The 16605-nt window shown below is 65.0% G+C and carries 15 protein-coding genes; 10 read left to right on the top strand and 5 right to left on the bottom strand.

Annotated features, from left to right (window positions below; genetic code table 11):
* From LMH93_RS13950 to LMH93_RS13905, 10 genes are read left to right on the top strand one after another with little or no spacing between them, the layout of a single operon-like run.
* A complete protein-coding gene (locus LMH93_RS13950; RefSeq protein WP_230064271.1) occupies positions 1–1671 on the top strand; it encodes a DUF1302 domain-containing protein in 1671 nt (556 codons plus the stop codon).
* Between the two features lie 14 nt (positions 1672–1685).
* Positions 1686–3053, top strand: a complete 1368-nt coding sequence (locus tag LMH93_RS13945; protein WP_230064270.1) for a DUF1329 domain-containing protein — start codon at positions 1686–1688, stop codon at positions 3051–3053.
* A gap of 54 nt (positions 3054–3107) precedes the next feature.
* The gene (locus LMH93_RS13940; protein ID WP_230064269.1) at positions 3108–4169 is read left to right on the top strand and encodes a WD40/YVTN/BNR-like repeat-containing protein; all 1062 of its coding nucleotides are present in this window, start codon (positions 3108–3110) and stop codon (positions 4167–4169) included.
* 3 nt (positions 4170–4172) lie between these two features.
* A complete protein-coding gene (locus tag LMH93_RS13935; RefSeq protein WP_121783510.1) occupies positions 4173–6662 on the top strand; it encodes an efflux RND transporter permease subunit in 2490 nt (829 codons plus the stop codon).
* Positions 6652–7842 carry an MFS transporter gene (locus LMH93_RS13930; RefSeq protein WP_014862037.1) on the top strand — a complete coding sequence of 397 codons (1191 nt, stop codon included), beginning with the start codon at positions 6652–6654 and terminating at the stop codon, positions 7840–7842. Before LMH93_RS13935 ends, LMH93_RS13930 begins: the two co-directional genes overlap by 11 nt.
* The gene (locus tag LMH93_RS13925; protein ID WP_014862036.1) at positions 7839–8003 is read left to right on the top strand and encodes a hypothetical protein; all 165 of its coding nucleotides are present in this window, start codon (positions 7839–7841) and stop codon (positions 8001–8003) included. Before LMH93_RS13930 ends, LMH93_RS13925 begins: the two co-directional genes overlap by 4 nt.
* Before the next feature lie 11 nt (positions 8004–8014).
* Positions 8015–8587 carry a cupin domain-containing protein gene (locus LMH93_RS13920; protein WP_014862035.1) on the top strand — a complete coding sequence of 191 codons (573 nt, stop codon included), beginning with the start codon at positions 8015–8017 and terminating at the stop codon, positions 8585–8587.
* Entirely contained in the window at positions 8584–9576 is a 993-nt protein-coding gene (locus tag LMH93_RS13915) for a fumarylacetoacetate hydrolase family protein (RefSeq protein WP_010954090.1), read from the top strand. The genes LMH93_RS13920 and LMH93_RS13915 overlap by 4 nt, the downstream gene beginning before the upstream one ends.
* Entirely contained in the window at positions 9567–10553 is a 987-nt protein-coding gene (locus tag LMH93_RS13910) for an NAD-dependent epimerase/dehydratase family protein (protein ID WP_230064268.1), read from the top strand. Before LMH93_RS13915 ends, LMH93_RS13910 begins: the two co-directional genes overlap by 10 nt.
* Positions 10550–11332: a cyclase family protein gene (locus LMH93_RS13905; RefSeq protein WP_014862033.1), complete on the top strand. Its 783-nt coding sequence runs from the start codon at positions 10550–10552 to the stop codon at positions 11330–11332. The genes LMH93_RS13910 and LMH93_RS13905 overlap by 4 nt, the downstream gene beginning before the upstream one ends.
* A gap of 78 nt (positions 11333–11410) precedes the next feature.
* Here the strand turns inward: LMH93_RS13905 and LMH93_RS13900 are convergent, their stop codons facing one another.
* The 5 genes from LMH93_RS13900 to LMH93_RS13880 form a co-directional block, all read right to left on the bottom strand.
* Positions 11411–12355: a PDR/VanB family oxidoreductase gene (locus LMH93_RS13900; RefSeq protein ID WP_230064267.1), complete on the bottom strand. Its 945-nt coding sequence runs from the start codon at positions 12353–12355 to the stop codon at positions 11411–11413.
* Complete coding sequence (locus LMH93_RS13895; RefSeq protein ID WP_070095453.1) at positions 12352–13782, bottom strand: amidohydrolase family protein; 1431 nt, start codon at positions 13780–13782, stop codon at positions 12352–12354. The genes LMH93_RS13900 and LMH93_RS13895 overlap by 4 nt, the downstream gene beginning before the upstream one ends.
* A gap of 38 nt (positions 13783–13820) precedes the next feature.
* The gene (locus LMH93_RS13890; protein WP_029380638.1) at positions 13821–14549 is read right to left on the bottom strand and encodes an ABC transporter permease; all 729 of its coding nucleotides are present in this window, start codon (positions 14547–14549) and stop codon (positions 13821–13823) included.
* Positions 14550–14634: 85 nt separating this feature from the next.
* Positions 14635–15483, bottom strand: coding sequence for an ABC transporter ATP-binding protein (locus LMH93_RS13885; RefSeq protein WP_083285002.1), 849 nt, complete (start codon positions 15481–15483; stop codon positions 14635–14637).
* 65 nt (positions 15484–15548) lie between these two features.
* Positions 15549–16574 (bottom strand): aromatic ring-hydroxylating dioxygenase subunit alpha, encoded by a 1026-nt coding sequence (locus tag LMH93_RS13880; RefSeq protein ID WP_230064266.1) that lies wholly within the window; start codon positions 16572–16574, stop codon positions 15549–15551.
* Positions 16575–16605 lie beyond the last annotated feature (31 nt).

Here is a 16605-nt window from a genome sequence, read left to right as displayed (position 1 = left end):
ATGTTGACTCGCAAAGGTGCATTCACACGGCCGTTACCGGCGCTCAAGCCCCTCAGCCTGGCGCTTGTCGCGCTGGCCGCAAGCCAGGCGCAGGCCTTCGAATTCGATACCGGCAACCCCGACCTGCGGGTGCGCTGGGACAATACCCTGAAATACAGCGCCGCCTGGCGTACACAGGACGCGAGCAGCAAGCTCACCCAAGGGCAGACCGCGCTGAACCTGGACGACGGTGACCGCAACTTCGACAAGGGCCTGATCTCCAACCGCCTCGACCTGCTGTCGGAACTGGACATTACTTACAACAACGTCGGCGCACGGGTCAGCGGCGCGGCCTGGTACGACGATGTCTACAACCAAGGGACTGACAACAACGACCCTGGCCGTGCCAACAGTTATTCGGTCGACTACGACGCGTTCACCGACGACACGCGCAAGCTGCATGGACGCAAGGGCGAGCTGCTCGACGCCTTTATCTTCGGCAAGACCGAGATCGGCGACATGCCGCTGTCCGGCCGTTTGGGTCAATACGCCATGCAGTGGGGCGAGAGCCTGTTCTTTGGCATGAACGGCATTGCTGGCGGCATGGCTCCGGTGGACGTGGTCAAGGGGCTGTCGGTACCCAACACGCAGTTCAAGGAACTGATCCGTCCGGTACAGCAGATTTCCGGACAACTCCAACTGACGCCGGATGTGTCGGTGGGGGCCTATTACCAGTTCGAGTGGGAGGCCAACCGCCTGCCGGCAGCGGGCAGCTATTTCTCCACAGACGACTTCTTCGGTGATGGCGCCGAGCGCATGTTCGTCGGCGCGCCGGTGTTCCCCGGTGGCCAACCTCTGGCGTTCTTCCACGGCAACGACAAGCAAGCCAAGGACTCAGGGCAGGGCGGCATGCAGGTGCGCTGGCGCACCGAGACGGTCGACTGGGGCCTGTACGCCATCCGCTTCCACGACAAGTCGCCGCAGCTCAATGTACGCCCGAACTTCGCCAACCTCGACCCGGTCAGCGGCAAGGCCGGCGAGTTCTACTGGGTGTATCCCGAGGGTATCGAGGCGTTCGGTGCGAGCTTCTCCACCACCGTTGGCAACTTCAACCTCGCCGGTGAGTTGTCAACGCGCTGGAACCAGCCGTTGGCCTCGACCAGCCAGCATGCGTTGGCCGTGGGCGAGGCGATCGACAATGACGATAACCCGGTTTACGCCACCGGCCGCACGTTGCACGCCAACGTCTCCTGGCTTGCCAGCCTGGAGCCGAACTTCATCGCTGCCGAGTCGAGCTTCCTCGGCGAAATCGCCTGGAACCGGGTGATGAGCGTGAGCAAGAACGCCGATGCCGTTGACCCTAACGCCGACCGTGACGCCACCAGCCTGCGCCTGGTGTTCGAACCGATGTACCGGCAGATCTTACCGGGTCTCGACCTGTCGGTGCCGATCGGCGCGAGCTACACCAACGGCGCGTCGATGGCGCTGGGCACCGGTTTTGGTACCGATCATGGCGGTGACTTGAACATCGGCCTGAAAGGTAACTACCTCAACACCTGGAGTTTGGGCCTGACCTACACGCACTACTACGGCCCGGAGAACACCTTCCTCGACGCCGATAACCACTACACCTTCGAACAGTCGCTCAAAGACCGCGACTTCATCGCCTTCACTGTCAGCCGCACCTTCTGACCGAGGACCACCCGATGAAACACAATAATAAAGTCGTTTCCCTGCTCACTGCCCTGAGTGCCTCGCTGCTATTGGCCCACGGCGCCGTTGCCGCAGTGCCCGCCGAGCAGGCGGCCATGCTCAAGACCAGCCTGACCCCGCTCGGTGGCGAGCGGGCCGGCAATGCGGATGGCAGCATTCCTGCCTGGACCGGTGGCTACATCCAGGCCGACCCGGCCTACAAGGAAGGCGGCAAGCGTGGCGATCCGTTCGCCAGCGACAAGCGGCTGTTGAGCATCACCGCGCAGAACATGGCGCAGTATGCCGACAAGCTGACGCCGGGCATCCAGGCGATGCTGAAGAAGTACCCGCACAGCTATCGTCTCGACGTCTACCCGACGCGCCGCAGCGCTGCCGCTCCGCAGTCGGTGTACGACGCTACCCTCGCCAACGCCACCAGCGGCAAGCTGGTGGACGGCCCCGCCGGCCCCATGCCCGAAGGCGCATCCGGCGGCATCCCGTTCCCGATCCCGGCCAATGGCGTGGAAGCCATGTGGAACCACCTGCTGCGTTGGCGTGGTGCGTCCTGGCATGCCAGCTTCAACCAGTACCTGACCACTGCCGACGGCAAGCACGTGCTCACCAATGACTCGCGGGCCGATTTGCAGATGCCCTGGTACCTGCCCGGTGGCAGTGGCGACAAGGGTGTGTTCTGGTCCATCCGCATGACCAACGACGGCCCGCCCCTGCGTGCCGGGGAGGCCATTACCGGCCTTGAGAACCTCAACGCCGACAAAGCTGCGGTCTGGACCTACTTGCCTGGTCAGCGCCGTGTGCGTCGCCTGCCCAACGCCTGCTGCGACACGCCGACACCGGCCACCGCCGGCGTCATGAGCTTCGATGAGCTGTACGTGTTCAACGGTCGTCTCGACCGCTTCGACTGGAAGCTGGTGGGCAAGAAGGAGATGTACATCCCCTACAACGCCAACAAGGTGTTCACCGCCAGCAACGCCGAGGCGCTGCTGGCCCCCCATCACCTGAACCCCGACTCCATCCGCTGGGAGCTGCACCGTGTGTGGGTGGTGGAGGCGACGCTGAAGAATGGCCAGCGCCATGTGATGCCGCGTAGCACCTACTACCTCGACGAAGACACCTGGGCTGCCGTGCTGGGCGAGCGCTATGACGCCCGCAACCAGTTGGCCAAGGTGGTCTGGACCTCGCCGGTGGTGCTGCCTGACCTGCCGGGCGTGGTGACCTTGACCAACGGCTTCTACGACCTGCTCTCCGGTGCCTGGTTCGCCGGTGACCTGTTCGCAGGCAAGAACGAACAGTACCGCATCGTGCCGCCCTACAAGGACTCGGTGTTCACCGCCGACGCCATGGCCGGCGAGGGTGTGCGCTGAGCAGGCGCGCTGCGCAGGTGCTGTACCGACTCTAAGAACAAAAGGTTGCGTGCGATGAACAAGATGCTCTACGGCTGGCTGCTGGCAGCCTGTTGCGGGCTGCCGCCGGCGTTCGCCGGTGACAGCGTGGATGTGCTCGCGCAGCCCGCGCTGCACGGCCCCCAGGCCCTGCGTGCGGTGTTGCAGGATGTGGCCCGGGCCGATGCACGCCTGGTCGCGGTGGGTGAACGTGGCGTGGTACTGCTGTCCGATGACAATGGTGCCACCTGGCGCCAGGCCACTGCCGTGCCGGTGGGTGTCAGCCTGACCGCCGTGCAGTTCATCGACGCCCGCAACGGCTGGGCGGTCGGCCATGCCGGCGTGGTTTTGCACAGCCAGGACGGTGGTGAGCACTGGAGCGTGCAGCTCGACGGCAAGCGCGCCGCCGCCCTGGAGGTGCAGGCAGCCGAGGCTGCCGCAGACGAGCGTCGCCTGGCGGCGGCGCAACGGCTGCTGGCCGACGGCGCGGACAAGCCGTTGTTGGCCCTGAATTTCACCGATGCCCGCAACGGCCTGGTCGTGGGTGCCTACGGGGTGGCCATGCGCACCGCCGACGGCGGGCGCAGCTGGCAGTCGGAGATCGGCCGACTGCCGAACGGGCGTGGACTGCACCTGTATGCCCTGGCGCGCCAAGGCAACCAGGTGTACATCGCCGGCGAGCAGGGCCTGCTGCTTCGCTCGCGTGATGGCGGTGAGCATTACGAGGCGCTGCACGGGCCCTACGATGGCAGCTACTTCGCCGCCACCGTGTTGCCTGATGGCCGTCTGCTGCTCGGCGGCCTGCGCGGTTCGCTGTTCGCCTCTGACGACGGTGGCGACAGTTTCCAGGCGCTAGCCAACCCGATCCCGGCATCGATCAACGGCCTGCGCGTCGCCGGTGGCCAGTTGTTGCTCGCCAACCAGGCAGGGATGCTCCTGCGCAGCGGCCTCGGCGCCTTTGTCGCCCAGCCCGTGGCGGTCTCCGATGGCCTGCCACTGACCGCCGCTACCACCGCCGCCGATGGCTCCATCGTCGCCGTCGGCATGGCCGGTGCGCGCCGCCTGGAACCTTCCTCTCTTTCCACCACGACGGACTGAACCATGCACGTCATGAATTCATCTGCGCCTTCCAGCGGCCATCTCGACGACTTCGACAGCGCGTCCGGCTCGCTGCTGGAACGTGCGCTCTTCAACCACCGTGTGCTGGTGTTGCTGCTGTGCCTGGCGGCGACCTTGCTGCTCGGCTGGCAGGCCTCGCGCCTGACCCTCAATGCCAGCTTCGAGAAGATGATCCCGCGCGATCATCCGTTCATCCACAACTATCTGGAGCACCGCCAGGAACTCGCCGGCCTGGGCAACGCGGTGCGCATCGCCGTGGCCAATCCGCGCGGTAGCATCTACGACAAGGACTACCTGCACAGCCTGCAGCAGCTCAACGACGCGGTATACCTGCTGCCTGGCGTCGACCGTGCGGCGATGAAGTCGCTGTGGACGCCGTCCACCCGCTGGACCGGAGTCACCGAGGAGGGCCTGGAAGGTGGCCCGGTGGTGCCCGACGGCTACGATGGCGCTGCCGCTAGCCTGGAAGCGCTCAAGCGCAACGTGGAACGCTCCAACGAGATTGGTCAACTTGTGGCCTTCGACCAGCGTTCGAGCATTGTCTACGTGCCGCTGCTGGAGAAGACCCCGGACGGCCAGGCCCTCGACTACACGGCCTTCGCCCATGAGCTGGAAACCCTGCGCGAGCGCTTCCAGGCGCAGGGGGTGGAGATCCACATCACCGGTTTCGCCAAGGTCGTCGGCGACCTCATGGACGGCCTGCGGCAGATCCTGCTGTTCTTTGCCGCCGCCATTGCCATCACCGCCGCCGTGCTGTACTGGTACACCCGCTGTGTGCGCAGCACCGCGCTGGTGGTGGTGTGTTCGCTGGTGGCAGTGATCTGGCAGCTCGGCCTGCTGCCACTGCTGGGTTACGCGCTCGACCCCTATTCGGTGCTGGTACCGTTCCTGGTGTTCGCCATTGGCATGAGCCATGGCGCCCAGAAGATGAACGGCATCATGCAGGACATCGGCCGCGGTATGCATCGCCTTGTGGCAGCGCGGTTCACCTTCCGCCGGTTATTTCTGGCCGGGCTCACCGCGCTGCTATGCGATGCGGTTGGTTTTGCCGTGCTCATGATCATTCAGATACAGGTGATCCAGGACCTGGCCGTCATCGCCAGCCTGGGCGTGGCGGTGCTGATCTTCACCAACCTGATTCTGCTGCCGGTGCTGCTCTCCTACGTGGGCGTCAGTGCCCGTGCGGCGCGGCGCAGCCTGCGCGCTGAAGAGGGCGAGGCCAGCGGAGCGGGCAAGCATGCGGTGTGGCGCTTCCTCGACCTGTTCACCCGCCGGCGCTGGGCGGCGGCGTGCATCGCCGTCGCTGCGCTGATGGCTGCCGGGGGCTACGCCGTGAGCCTGCACCTGAAGGTCGGCGACCTCGACGCCGGCGCTCCCGAGCTGCGCGCCGATTCGCGCTACAACCGCGACAATGCCTTCGTCACCCGGCACTACGGCGCCAGCAGCGATGTGTTCGCGGTGATGGTGCGCACCGCCCCCGGTGGCTGTTCGGCCTACGGCACCTTGAAACACGTGGATGACCTCGACTGGCAACTGCGTGGCCTGCAGGGCGTGGACTCGACAAACTCGTTGGCGTTGCTCAACCGCCGGGTGCTGGTCGGCCTCTCCGAAGGCAGCCCGAAGTGGTATGACCTGGTCAACAACCAGGCGACCCTGAACATGGTCACCGCCGGTGCCCCGCGCGGGCTGTACAACGACGACTGCAGCCTGCTGACGCTCTATGCCTACCTGAACGATCACAAGGCCGACACCCTGGCGCGGGTGGTCGACAGCGTCCAGGCGTTTGCCCAGGCCAACGACAGCGAGCAGGCCAGCTTCCTCATGGCTGCCGGCAGTGCAGGCATCGAGGCTGCCACCAACCAGGTGGTCAAGCAGGCCAACCGCGACATGCTCTGGTGGGTCTACGGCGCGGTGATCGTGCTCTGCCTGGTGACCTTCCGCTCCTGGCGCGCGGTGCTCTGCGCGGTGCTGCCACTGGTACTCACCTCGATCCTCTGCGAAGCGCTGATGGTGGCGCTGGGTATTGGCGTGAAGGTGGCGACCCTGCCGGTGATCGCCCTTGGGGTCGGCATCGGCGTGGACTACGCGCTGTATGTGATGAGCATCGTGCTGGCCCAGCTGCGCCAAGGCGCGAGCCTGTCCCAGGCGTATTACCGCGCGCTGCTGTTCACCGGCAAGGTGGTCATGCTCACCGGTATCACCCTGGCCATCGGCGTTGGTACCTGGATCTTCTCGCCGATCAAGTTCCAGGCCGACATGGGCGTGCTGCTGGCATTCATGTTCGTCTGGAACATGGTCGGCGCATTGATCCTGCTGCCGGCGTTGGCCTACTTCCTGTTGCCGCACCGCAAGGCCTGTACCGAGCAGCTGACATTGCCGGCGCATGAGCACACAAGGCGCGAGCACAGCAGCGGGATGCTGGAGCAGGGCGCCAGTTTTCGCCCACTGGAGGAGGTGAGCCATGGCCGCTGAACGCACCGCCGGAAGCGCCCAGGCTGCCTTGCTGCTGTTCGGCAGTTGCCTGCCCGTCCTGGGGGCGGTGCTCATCGCACCGGTGCTACCCCGCATGCACGCGCATTTTGCCGAGACGCCGGGCGTGGCCGTGCTGGTGCCGGTGGCCCTGACGTTGCCGGCACTGGTGATAGCCTTGTTGGCGCCGCTGGCCGGGGTGTTGGCAGACCGTGTGGGGCGGCGAGCACTGCTGCTGGCGAGCATGTTGCTCTACAGCCTGTGCGGTTTGTTGCCGTTGTGGCTGGACTCGCTGGTGCTGATTGTCGCCAGCCGCGCCGGCATCGGCTTGGCCGAAGCCGGCATCATGACCTGTTGCACCACGCTGATGGGTGACTACTTCGACGGCCAGCGCCGGGCGCGGTTGTTCGCTTTGCAGATGGTGGTCACCTCGTTGGCGGCGGCGTTGTTCATGGGCGTGGGCGGTGCGCTGGGGGAAAGCGACTGGCGGACACCGTTCACCCTCTATGCGGTGGGTGCGCTGTGCCTGCCCTTGATGGCCCTGCTGTTGTGGGAGCCGCGTGCCTGCCAGACCGCCAGCGAAGCCACCGTCGATTCGCGTTTTCCATGGGCGGCCCTGACGCCGTTATACCTGCTCACCGTGCTGGCTGGCGTCAGCCTGTTCATCGTCCCGGTACAGGCCGGTTACGTGCTGCAGTTACTGCACATAGATGCGCCCCGTCAGGTCGGCCTGGCCATGGGCGCCAACCAGCTCGGCGTGTTGGCCGGCGCACTGGCTTTTCGCTTACTGGCGCGCTTGCCGGCTGGGCGGTTGCTGGCCTTGGGCTTTGCCACGGCGGGGCTCGGTGGCGGCCTGATGGCGCTGGCGAGCAGCCACGCGCCAGTGGTGCTGGCGGTGCTGATCAACGGCCTGGGTGTTGGGCTGTTGCTGCCGACGCTGATCACCCTGGTGATGCAGCAGGTTGGCTTCGATCAGCGCGGCCGTGCCACGGGTGGGTTCACTTCGGCGATTTTCGCGGGTGAGTTCGTCAGTCCATTGATCGTCCTGGCATTGACCGCTGGTGTGGCTACGCAACTGCCGCATGCACTGCTGCTGGTCGCCATCGGACAACTGCTACTGGCGCCTGTGTGCCTGTCCTTGATGCGCCACCGGCGTGCGGTGACGGTGGCAGGTGCACGATGAACGAAATTTTCCTTGGCGGGCGAGCCGGTGCCAGTCGCTCTCTGCGCAGCGCCATGTGGCTGACCAGCACGCGCCTACCGGCCATGGCTGAAGGCGCAGCGTTCATCAGCGGACAGAATCTTATTGTCGACGGTGGCTCGACCATCGGCGACGGCAATTGAAAGGAGACAGCATGCAATCGCTTCCTGCATTCAAACGTGTAGTCACCGGCCACGATGCCGAGGGCCAGGCGGTCGTCGCCAGTTGCGGCCCGACACCGAACAACTTCCCACTCAAGGCGGTGCCTGGCACCCTGTTCTACGAAGTCTGGAACAGTGTCGGCAGCCCGGCGACACTGGACAACGGCAATGATCCGACAGCGCAGCCGCTGCAATTGAGCCCTGGCCCGCTGGGCAGCGTGATTCGCGTGGTGGACATACCGCCTGACAGCGTGCAGAACCAGGTCAGTGCCGAAGATGCAGCCGCTGCCTTCGCCGAGATCGGCGAGGCGAGTGCCGGCACGGGCAAAGCCGACTCGAAGCACAAGCTGATGCACCGCACCGAAACCCTGGACTACGGCATCGTTACCGAGGGCGAGGTCTGGCTGGTGCTGGACGATGGCGAAGTCCACCTCAAACGGGGCGATATCGTGGTCCAGCGCGGTACCAACCACGCTTGGAGCAACCGCAGCGAACAGATGGCCCGGATGGTCTTCATCCTGCTCGATGGGCGTTATGCCGAGACGCTCAAGGAGCTGCTGCCATGAAGCTCGCCACGTTCGACGACGGCAGCCGCGATGGTCGCCTGCTGGTGGTGGCCCGTGACCTCGGGCATGCGGTCGATGCCAGCGACATCGCCACCAGCTTGCAGGTCGCGCTGGAAAACTGGCCCCAGGTCGAAGCCCGCTTGCAGGCTCTGTATCAGCAGCTCAACGACGATGCGGTTGCGGGTGCCTTCGCGCTCGACCTCGCTCGACTGGCTGCGCCCCTGCCGCGTGCCAGCCAATGGCTGGATGGCTCGTGCTTCCTCAGCCATGGCGCGTTGATGCAGAAGGCCTTCAACCTGGACCCGATCGAAGGCGTCGAGCACACACCACTGATTTACCAGGGTGCCAGCGACGACTTTCTCGGGCCACTCGCGGACATTCCCTTGCCCAGCGAGGCCCACGGCATCGACTTCGAGGGCGAGTTCGCGGTGTTGCTCGATGACGTACCCATGGGATGCCCGGCGGAGCAGGCCTTGCAGCATGTTCGCCTGATCCTGCAACTCAACGATGTCAGCCTGCGGGCCCTGGCACCGCGGGAAATGAAGACCGGCTTCGGCTTTCTCCAGGCCAAGCCCGCCAGCAGTTTCGCGCCCGTCGCGGTCACCCCGGACGAACTCGGCGAGGCCTGGCGCGACGGCCGGGTGCACTTGCCGCTGCACGTGCACTGGAACGGCGAGTGGTTCGGCCATCCGCATGGCGGCGCCATGCACTTCGGTTTCCACCAGTTGATTGCCCATGCGGCGCTGACGCGACGCTTGAGTGCGGGCACGCTACTGGGCTCCGGCACCGTGTCCAACGCCGAGCGCAGCGTGGGCTCGGCGTGCATCGCCGAGCGCCGCGCCATCGAAACCATCGCCTGCGGTGCGCCGCGCACGGCCTTCATGCGCTTTGGCGACCGGGTGCGCATGGAGGCTCGCGGGCCCGAGGGCGAGGTGCTGTTCGGGGCGATTGACCAGCGCGTGGTGCGGGGAGGCTGGCCATGCGAGTGATGGTCACCGGGGCCAATGGCTTCGTCGGGCGCCAGTTGGTGCAGCGCCTGCTGGACCTGGGCGAGCTGCGCGGGCGGCGAATCGAGGCACTGCTGGCGCTGGATCAGGCACTGGATGGCCTGCCCGAAGACGCGCGCCTGCGTCGCCATCACGGTAGCGTCACTGACGCGGCCTTGCTGCGTCGAGTGCTGGCTGACGGTGTCGACGTGGTCTTCCATCTCGTCAGCGTGCCTGGCGGCGCTGCCGAGGCGCAGTACGAACGGGGTTACCAGGTAAACCTGCAAGCAAGCCTGGAGCTGCTCGACCAACTGCGTAATCCCCTCTGTCCACCGGTGCTGGTGTACGCCAGCAGCGTCGCGGTGTACGGCGGCAAGTTGCCGACGCGCATGGACGAAGGCCAGCCAGCGTCGCCCCAGCTGTCCTATGCGGCGCACAAACGCATGGTGGAGATCGCGTTGCAGGACCTTGCCCGCCGTGGCGAGGTTGACGGCCGCGCCTTGCGCTTGCCCGGTATCGTTGCTCGCCCGCGCGAGCCGAATGGTCTGCGCTCGGCGTTCATGAGCGACCTGTTGCACGCCTATGTGGCCGGGGAGGCCTACACCTGCCCGGTGTCACCCGAAGCGAGCGCCTGGTGGATGTCGGCCCGTTGTTGCGTGGACAACCTGCTGCACGCCGCCGAGCTGGAAGACCCGGGCAGCCAGCGGGTTTGGCAACTGCCCGTGCTGCATTTGACCATCGCCCAGGTGCTGAACGGGCTGGCGGCTGTTGTTGGCGAGGCCAACCGTGAGCGCATCACCTTCGCCCCCGATCCCCAGCTCGAAAGCCTGTTTGGCCGCTACCCACCGTTGCGTACCTCGTTTGCCCGCGAACTGGGCTTCTGCCACGACGGTTCAGTGGCCGGGCTGCTGCGTAATGCCCTCGACTTGCCGCCGCGCCACACCCGTCGCGCGGCCATCCGCAAAGGAATCCTCGTATGAGCTTGAACACACGTCGCTTGCTGGACCTGTCTGTCACCCTGGACAACAACCCTTACACTGATCCGCCACCTTTGCTGCCGAAGATCGATTATATGGATCATCAGCAGGGTTGGCCGGAGATGGCCGCGATGTTTCCCGGGCTGCGCAAGGAGGACCTGCCGGGCGACGAGTCCTGGGCGGCGGAGCGCCTGCAGATCACCACTCACAGCGGTACTCACATGGACGCGCCCTGGCACTACGCATCCACCACCGACGGTGGCAAGCCGGCCTTCGGCATCGACGAACTGCCGCTGGAGTGGTGCCTGCAGCCGGGGGTGAAGCTGGATTTTCGTCATATGGCGGATGGCCACGTGGTCACTGCGGCGCAGGTCGAGGCGGAGCTTGCGCGTATTGGTCATGAGCTGCAGCCGCTGGAGATCGTGCTTGTCAACACCCGCGCGGGCAGCTTGTTCGGCCAGCCAGGCTATCTCGAAGCCGGAGTGGGGATGGGCCGCGAGGCGACCTTGTACCTGCTGGAGCGCGGGGTGAGGGTGGTCGGTACCGATGCCTGGAGTTGGGATGCGCCATTCAAGTTCACCCGCGAACGCTTCAGTGAAACGGGCGACGCCTCGATCATTTGGGAGGGCCATAAGGCCGGGCGTGATATCGGCTATGGGCAGATGGAGAAGCTGGCCAATCTGGAGCAGCTACCGGCGGATGGGTTTCTGGTAAGTTGCTTCCCTTACAAGATCCGGCATGCCTCAGCCGGCTTCGTCCGGGCGGTAGCGATCTTCGATTAGGGACAAAGCCATGGGCGAAAGGAGCGGGCGTGCGCAGCTGCCGTCAGCCGTTGGCCGTCGGGCAGCTGCGGGCGATGGTCAAACGTCCAGCACCAACCGGGCGCTGTGGCAGCCCGATACGCAGGGCGTTATCCATTCTCCGCTGTTGCGCTGGGCATCGCTGAGGTACTCGTCGCGGTGATCAAGCTGCCCCTCGATGACCCGGCTGACACAGGCGCCGCAGATACCTATCCCACATGACACGGGTAGCTCCACGCCAGCCCGCGATGCTGCTTGTACCAAACTTTCGCCCGGTTGCACCTCGACCTGGAGACGACTGCGCTGTAGCACCAGCGTGCAGTGACGCTCGACGTGCAAGGTGGGCTCTGCGGCCTGGAAATGTTCGCGATGAAGCGCCGTGGTTGGCCAGCCGCTTGCCAGCGCGACGTGCTCAACACAATCCATGAAACCTGCAGGGCCACAGCAATAGAGGCTTGCGCTGCCGTCCCAGGCCGGCAGGTGTTCCTCCAGGTACCCGGCGATCATCGGGGCGCGCAAGCCTGCATGAACCTCGGTATTCGCATCGAGGTACTGGACAAAAGGCACCTGTTTGGCATCGCGGGTGAAAAACAGCAAGCGCACCGACCGACCTTGCGCTTGGCATTGCCGGTACACGGCGAGCAGTGGCGTGACTCCTATGCCTGCGGCCACCAAGACGACCTGTCCAGTGCCAGGTTGCAGGTTAAAGAAGTTGCGCGGCAGGCCCACCTCCACCCGGGCACCCAGCCGCAGGTGCTCGTGCAGCCATTGCGAGCCGCCGCGGGAGGCTTTTTCGCGCTTGATGCCCAGGTAGACATGACCGTCCTCGGGCAGGCTGACCACTGAGTATTGGCGTACCACGCCATTGCCCAGGCGCAGGTCCACATGAGCGCCGGGTGCCCAGTCGAAGGGTAGGGGAGCTGGAGCTGGCGGCGCGAGTTCCACACCTAGTACGTCGTCGGCTTCAAGGCGCAGGGCCCGCACCTGCAGAGGCGTCCAGCTCATGCGCGTACTCCCGCGGCCTGTTGCAGGCGAAGTACAGCCTGCCGTGCCTGGCTGCCCAGTTCGGCGAGGTCCAAGCCAGGAAGCGCATCGTTTTCCACGCTCAGGCGGCCGCCCACCAGCAATGCCCGCAGTGTCGGACGGCCACCGCCTACCACTGGCGCGATGCCCAGATCATGCAGACCGAAGTAGCGGGGCTGATCGAGGCGGTAGATCGCCAAGTCCGCCGCCATGCCGACCTGCAGCGTGCCGATGGCGTCCAGGCCCAGCACCTGGGCGCCACCTGCTGTGCCCCAGCGCACAACGTCCTCCACGCTGGCGACATGGGCACCGCCCTCCAGATCGCCGCCAGCATGGCGGGCCATGGCGCGTTCGCCGGCCTTGGCCCTTTGCATCAGCCAGGCGGCGTGGGTTTCGCTGATCATGTCGCAGGCTTCGTTGGAGGCAGCACCATCCACGCCGATCGAAACCGACATGCCTGCAGCCTCCATGGCAACGATATCTGCGATACCACTGCCAAGCCGACCATTGCTTTGTGGGCAGTGGGCGATGCCGGTGCCGGTGGCGCCCAGCAGCTGGATTTCTTCGGCGCTCAGCTTGACCAGGTGCGCGAACCACACGTCCGGCCCGAGCCATTCCTGCTCCGCGCAGAACACCACGGGCGAGAGGCCGTGGCGATCATGGACTTCGTTCTGGTACTCCACGGTTTCGCTCAGATGGCTGTGCAGGCGGATGCCCAGGCGGCGTGCGGTGCGGGCGGTCTCCCGCAGGTGCTCGGGCGGCATTGAGTAGGGCGGGCTGGTCGGCGCCATTACCACACGGCGCCAGGCATCATCGGCGGGATCATGGTAGACCTGCACCAAGCGCTGAACATCGTCCAGGTACTGCGTGAGGGTCTCAGGTCCGGCCGTCGCGGGGCCTTCAGCCTGACGTACCTGGGTTGCGCCGCCCCGGCAAAGGACGAAGCGCAGCCCCAGGCGCTCGGCCTCTTCGAAGAGGATCTGTGCGCTGTCGAAGGCCATGCCTGGCAAGTACAGGTAATGATGGTCGGCCACCGTGCTGCAGCCGGAGCGGGCCAGCTCCACCAGCCCGACCCGTGCGGCCAAGCGGAAACTGTGCTCATCGAACAGCCCGCGATAGCGATAGGGCACGGCCCCCAACCAGGCACCGAGGCTCTGGTCGATGCCAGCGGGAATGCCCTTGAGCAAGGACTGGAACAGATGGTGATGGGTGTTCACCCAGCCTGGATACACCACGCAATCGGTGGCATCGAGCACTTGCTCACCTGGTAACGGTTGCAGCGAGCCCAGGGCGGCGATACGCCCCTGGGTGATGCGGATGTCCGGCCCGACATGGCGCGCGGCGCCGCCGCGCAGGCCAGTGAGGATGGCGCTGGCGTTACGGATCAGCCAGCTGTTGCTGTGTTTCATGTTCGTCTCCATAGGCAGTACGGCGTTTTGCATGGAAGTCAGCCCAGTTCGCTTTCGTGCCAGTGGCGCAGGCTCAAGCGCGCCAGCAACGCCATCAGGCTGAACAGCGCCACGCCGGTCAGGGCGATCAACACCAGGGCGGCGAATAGGCGGGGGATGTTGAGCTGGAATCCCGCCTGCAGGATCTGATAGGCCAGGCCCGCACCCGTGCCGCCCGTACCGGCGACGAACTCGGCCACCACCGCGCCGATCAATGCCAAGCCGCTGGCGATGCGCAGGCCAGCGAAAAAGCACGGTAAGGCGCTGGGAATGCGCAGGCGCAACAGCACTTGCCAGCGGCTGGCACGGTTCAGGTGGAACAGGTTGAGCAGGCCAGGGTTGACGCTGCGCAGGCCCAGGACGGTGTTGGCGATGATCGGGAAGATCGCCACCAGTGTGGCGCAGATCACCAACGCCAAGGTCGTGTCGCTGCACCAGATGATGATCAGCGGCGCGATGGCCACCACCGGCGTGACCTGCAGCAGAATCGCGTAGGGAAACAGACTGGCCTCCACGACGCGGCTCTGCACGAACACGAACGCCGCCAGCGTGCCGATGATCACGGCGAGGGCGAATGACAGAAAGGTGATCTTCAGGGTCATCCACAGTGCCCCCAGCAGCATCGGGCCATCAGCGACCAGGGTGCGGCCGATATCGGCCGGTGACGGTACCAGGTACACCGGGACTTTCCAGGCGATGCATGCCAGTTGCCAGACGCCGAGCAGCAAGGCGCCAACCAGTAGTGGTGAAGCGATGCGTAGTACAGAAGGGTGGCGTAGCCAGGGAGTAGAGGGTCGGCTCATGATGATGCTCTCAGGAAGGGTCGCCATTGGCCTGGGCCAGGAGTCGGGACAGGTGCGCGCATTGCTCGATGAAAGCCGGCGAAGTACGGTATGCCTCGTCGCGTTCCCGTGGGCCGTCGATGATTACATCGGCGATCACTCGACCGGGACGCGCGCCCATCACGACCACCCGCGAAGACAGGTACACCGCCTCGAAGATGCTGTGGGTCACGAATACCACCGTCAGGTCGCGCTGGAGCCAGAGCTGGCGCAGGTCGCTATCGAGCTTGTTGCGGGTGAACTCGTCCAGGGCGCCGAAGGGTTCGTCCATCAGCAGCAGATTGGGTTCGGTGGCCAATGCCCGAGCAATAGAGGCGCGCATCTGCATACCGCCGGAGAGCTCCCGCGGGTAAACGTCGCCGAACTTGCCCAGCCCCACCAGTTCCAGGGCGGCTTGCACCTTGGGCTGGCTCTGGGCCTTGGGGGCGCCAGCCAAGTCCAGGGGCAAGCGCACGTTGTCGTGCACTTTGGCCCATGGCATCAGGGTGGCTTCCTGGAACACCATGGCCAAACTGCGCCCCGGTGTGCCTGTGTGGTGGTCCGTACCCGGGGCATCCTTGCCCCACCAGCGCACATGGCCGGCGGAGGGCTGTTCGAGCCCGGCGAACATTTTCAGCAGGGTGCTTTTGCCACACCCCGACGGGCCCAAGAGCGAGACGAACTCGCCGCGTTCAATCGCCAGTTTCACGCGGCTCAAGGCATGGGTGCCATTGCTGTAGGTTTTTTCCACCTGATTGGCGAACAAAGGGGTGTCCACACCGAGGGTGTTCGGCAGGGCCTGCGGCTGGACGCCGGCCTTGGATAGGGTCTGCATCAACATAGCGCTCTCCCCGTGGGTCATGAGCGGTGGTGAATGCCCCGGCGCACCGGGGCGTTGGGCAAGTGTCAGTGGCTGAGGAACACTTCGCTCTCGCCATGGGCTTCAAGCAGACCCAGTAGTTGCCGGCGAATAACCAACCCAGGCTTGTCCGATGGCATGTGCAGTTCCACCCTGCGGCGGGTGTCGACACAGGCGTCAGGATCGGTGGCTTCCAGGATGTCGCGGTCTTCGGCTGTGATCGCCGCGTCCCAGTCGATCAGTTCCTGGGTCGAGCATTGCTCTTCGCTGTCGTTGCGATACAACCACTGCACGAGCATCAGTCGGTTGTCGTCGATGGGCGTGGCGCAGTTGTAGATGATGTGATGGATGCCACTGTCCGGATACATGCAGCCAAAGCGCCGAGAGAAGGGCAGGTAATAGCGGTTGAGCAGGTGCCGCTGGGTGATTGGCTCGGTGGTACCGGTGATACGGAAGCTTGCCTCGGGGTTGCGGATCGGCACGCGGGTCTCGGCTTCGAAGCCATAATCGGTTTCGCGAAATTCGTAACTGGCCGGTTGCGGCTGGTCGAACAAGCCGAAATTGGCCTTGTGCACGAAGGAAAAGTGCGAGTTGTCGAAGGAATTCTCCATGACCCGCAGCGGGCTGGTCTTCCACTCTTCGTAAAACTGGAAGATGCGTCTGTAACCAGGGGCGCCGTCTTCCGGGAACTCAGGGATCGGTTGTAGCGGGGCGTCCAGGCTGACCCAGGCATAGCCGTACTTCTCCTGGCAGTGATAAGCCTTCACCGCGGCACCCGGAGGAATAGCGCCGGTGGGATTCTGCGGGATCTTCACGCAGGTGCCGGTGCAGTCGTATTCCCAGCCGTGATACCCGCAGGCGATATTGCCCTCAGCACTGACGAAGCCTTTGGACAGTTTGGCGGTGCGGTGGCAGCAGCGGTCCCGCATTGCCACCGGGGTACCATCGGGACGCTTCCACAACACCAGCGCTTCACCCAGCAGGGTGAATGGCTTGGGGCCGTCTTCGAGGGCTGTCATAGGGAGCAGGGCATACCAGAAACGGCGCAATACAGGTTGTTTGGTAACCAACATAATCAGGATTCCTCACAGCGTTGAGCTTGTT

The sequence above is a fragment of the Pseudomonas sp. CIP-10 genome (assembly GCF_020911845.1).
Taxonomy (GTDB): domain Bacteria; phylum Pseudomonadota; class Gammaproteobacteria; order Pseudomonadales; family Pseudomonadaceae; genus Aquipseudomonas; species Aquipseudomonas alloputida.
The sequence above is the reverse complement of the archived record's forward strand: the minus strand, read 5'-3'. Positions and strand labels throughout refer to the sequence as shown.

Bases quoted from the DNA above. Each gene is read 5' to 3' on its own strand.
- LMH93_RS13950 (WP_230064271.1), top strand. From the start codon at position 1: ATGTTGACTCGCAAAGGTGCATTCACACGGCCGTTACCGGCGCTCAAG.
- LMH93_RS13945 (WP_230064270.1), top strand. From the start codon at position 1,686: ATGAAACACAATAATAAAGTCGTTTCCCTGCTCACTGCCCTGAGTGCC.
- LMH93_RS13940 (WP_230064269.1), top strand. From the start codon at position 3,108: ATGAACAAGATGCTCTACGGCTGGCTGCTGGCAGCCTGTTGCGGGCTG.
- LMH93_RS13935 (WP_121783510.1), top strand. From the start codon at position 4,173: ATGCACGTCATGAATTCATCTGCGCCTTCCAGCGGCCATCTCGACGAC.
- LMH93_RS13930 (WP_014862037.1), top strand. From the start codon at position 6,652: ATGGCCGCTGAACGCACCGCCGGAAGCGCCCAGGCTGCCTTGCTGCTG.
- LMH93_RS13925 (WP_014862036.1), top strand. From the start codon at position 7,839: ATGAACGAAATTTTCCTTGGCGGGCGAGCCGGTGCCAGTCGCTCTCTG.
- LMH93_RS13920 (WP_014862035.1), top strand. From the start codon at position 8,015: ATGCAATCGCTTCCTGCATTCAAACGTGTAGTCACCGGCCACGATGCC.
- LMH93_RS13915 (WP_010954090.1), top strand. From the start codon at position 8,584: ATGAAGCTCGCCACGTTCGACGACGGCAGCCGCGATGGTCGCCTGCTG.
- LMH93_RS13910 (WP_230064268.1), top strand. From the start codon at position 9,567: ATGCGAGTGATGGTCACCGGGGCCAATGGCTTCGTCGGGCGCCAGTTG.
- LMH93_RS13905 (WP_014862033.1), top strand. From the start codon at position 10,550: ATGAGCTTGAACACACGTCGCTTGCTGGACCTGTCTGTCACCCTGGAC.
- LMH93_RS13900 (WP_230064267.1), bottom strand. From the start codon at position 12,355: ATGAGCTGGACGCCTCTGCAGGTGCGGGCCCTGCGCCTTGAAGCCGAC.
- LMH93_RS13895 (WP_070095453.1), bottom strand. From the start codon at position 13,782: ATGAAACACAGCAACAGCTGGCTGATCCGTAACGCCAGCGCCATCCTC.
- LMH93_RS13885 (WP_083285002.1), bottom strand. From the start codon at position 15,483: ATGTTGATGCAGACCCTATCCAAGGCCGGCGTCCAGCCGCAGGCCCTG.
- LMH93_RS13880 (WP_230064266.1), bottom strand. From the start codon at position 16,574: ATGTTGGTTACCAAACAACCTGTATTGCGCCGTTTCTGGTATGCCCTG.